Origin of the sequence: Aeromonas sp. HMWF015 (assembly GCF_963878965.1) — a bacterium.
GTDB lineage: Bacteria > Pseudomonadota > Gammaproteobacteria > Enterobacterales > Aeromonadaceae > Aeromonas > Aeromonas veronii.
In genome coordinates, this window is record NZ_CAWNZT010000236.1 from 1 (window position 1) to 2,181 (window position 2,181).

Consider the following 2,181-nt stretch of genomic DNA (forward strand, 5'->3'; position numbering starts at 1 on the left):
GCGGCAGGCGGCCAATGACTGACAGCGTGGCTCCCTTGCTGTTGAAGTCATGGCCGCTGATATCCCAGTCACCGGTGGAGAGATAGCCAATCTCTGCCCCCAGATTTTCCGTGAAGTTGTAGCCGCCAAACAGGGAGAGCGCAGTCGCATCCTTGCCGACATCCTGACTGAAATCATTCAGATTGTGGGCAATGGCCCAGCCACCGCCAATCCCGGCATACCAGTCGTGAACTGGTTCCGCTTGTGCGCCTGTGCTCGCCAATGCCAGTGCAATCCACACAGGTTTTACTCTTATGTTCATCGCGTATCCTCGTCGATGTTTGGTGTAGTGAGGTTGCCTGCTGGTCAAACCCCACACTTATGTATAGGTGACGGGCTGTTTTTAACCACCAAAGAGGTATGGGGGGCGACACGCCGTGAACCATGGATGCGAGACGGGAAGTGGAAGAGCAAAAGAGGGTTACAAGGTGGGCGAATAAGCGGCAAGAAAAAGGAGGCCAGGTGGCCTCCTTGTTATGTCGGACTGCAGGATTATTGTTGTACTTGCTGCACGCCGGTGACGCGTACTTCTACACGGCGATCCGGCGCCAGGCAGGAGATCAGCTGAGCCTTGCCCTTGACGCTGTTGCACTGGGTGCCGGTGACCGGATTGGCTTCACCGCGACCTTCGATGGCAACTTTGCCAGCCGGCAGACCTTTGCCAACCAGGAAGTCGGCTACGGTACGGGCACGCGCTTCGGATAGTTTCAGGTTGTAGGCATCAGAACCGATACGGTCGGTGTAACCGACGACCACGGCGCTGCCATCTTTCGGCTGAACATCAACGATCTGCTGATACAGCGTATTCAGCGCTGCGACACCTTCTGGCTTGAGGGTGGATTTGCCAAAGGCAAACAGCACGTCAGAGCTCAGGGCGAAGTTCTTGTCGACCAGTACCGGCTCGGGAACCGGCTCAGGCGCAGGGGCGGCAACCGGGGCAACATAAGAGGTACGGTTCGGGTGCATCACCAACTCCAGGGTCGCGACGCTCATGTCGCTCTCCCAGGTTTTCTGCTCGTCACCCAGATTCCACAGATAGCGGTAGCGTGCTTGCACATCGATAAGGTCGGAGAGCTTGGCAGTCAGACCCAAGCCCGCCAGCGGCGCAGTGCCGTTGTCGCTGTTACCATTGCCGTTGACGTGATTGAAGTAGGCACCGCCTTCAGCAAACACCGAGAAGATGTCGCCGAGCGGCAGGCGGGCGATACCGGAGAGGGTGGCACCCTGGGTTTTGAAATCGGCGCCGTCAACGCCCGCTTTACCGGCGTAGAGGTAGCCCAGCTCAGCTGCGTAGTAGTCGTTGAAGTTGTAACCGCCGAACAGGCTCAGCGCAGTGGCATCTTTGTCAGTGTCTTTGCCAAAATCATCCAGACCGTGGGCATATGCCCAACCTGCACCAACACCGGTGTACCAGTCATCGGCAGCCTGAGCTGTGGTGCCTGCGGCGGCGAGCGCCAGTGCAATCAGGGTAGGAGCCATTTTGAGTTTCATCGGTTTATCCTCGTTGTGTTAGCCCATGTCGGGCAATGCACTTGTTTTTATTGCTGCGAAAAATCGCCAGCAAAGTGGATAGCGAAGGCTTTGGACTCTCATGATGCAGTGGCGTCATGGACAACAGACCGGACAAGAAGCGCTTTTTAGTGCTTATCCAATACCTTACAGGCGCAACTACTTTATGCTTTCGAGACGGGGCAGGCAAGGGCAGGGAGGTGGGACTGAGGGATGCAAGCGAGAACGAGACAAACAAAAAGGGATGCCGCAGCATCCCTTTTTTTCGCACTATCTGAACGAGGTCAGATTATTGCTGAACTTCTTGTACGCCAGATACGCGAACTTCTACGCGACGATCCGGAGCCAGGCAGGAGATCAGTTGAGCTTTAGCGGTTACGCCGTTGCACTTGGTGCCGGTAACCGGGTTGGCTTCGCCACGACCTTCGATGGCAACTTTGCTGGCAGCCATACCTTTGCTTACAAGGAAGTTGGCAACGGTGCGGGCACGGGCTTCAGACAGCTTCTGGTTGTAAGCGTCGGAACCGATACGGTCGGTGTAACCAACAACAACAGCGTTGCCATCTTTCGGCTGGAACTCAACGATTTGCTGATACAGACCGTTCAGGGCTGCAACGCCTTCCGGCTTCAGGG

3 protein-coding genes are annotated in these 2,181 nt (G+C 56.3%); all 3 read right to left on the reverse strand.

Going from position 1 to position 2,181, the window contains the following annotated elements:
- The coding region (locus AACS18_RS12760; RefSeq protein ID WP_146184890.1) for an outer membrane beta-barrel protein at positions 1-301 on the reverse strand (301 nt) is incomplete at its 3' end.
- 230 nt (positions 302-531) lie between these two features.
- Complete coding sequence (ompA, locus tag AACS18_RS12765; protein WP_005358919.1) at positions 532-1,530, reverse strand: porin OmpA; 999 nt, start codon at positions 1,528-1,530, stop codon at positions 532-534.
- Between the two features lie 307 nt (positions 1,531-1,837).
- Positions 1,838-2,181, reverse strand: a 344-nt coding sequence (locus AACS18_RS12770) for an OmpA family protein (protein ID WP_146184891.1), incomplete at its 5' end; no start/stop codon positions are given.

Excerpts from the sequence above, each read along its gene's own strand:
- ompA (WP_005358919.1), bottom strand. The coding sequence starts at position 1,530 with ATGAAACTCAAAATGGCTCCTACCCTGATTGCACTGGCGCTCGCCGCC.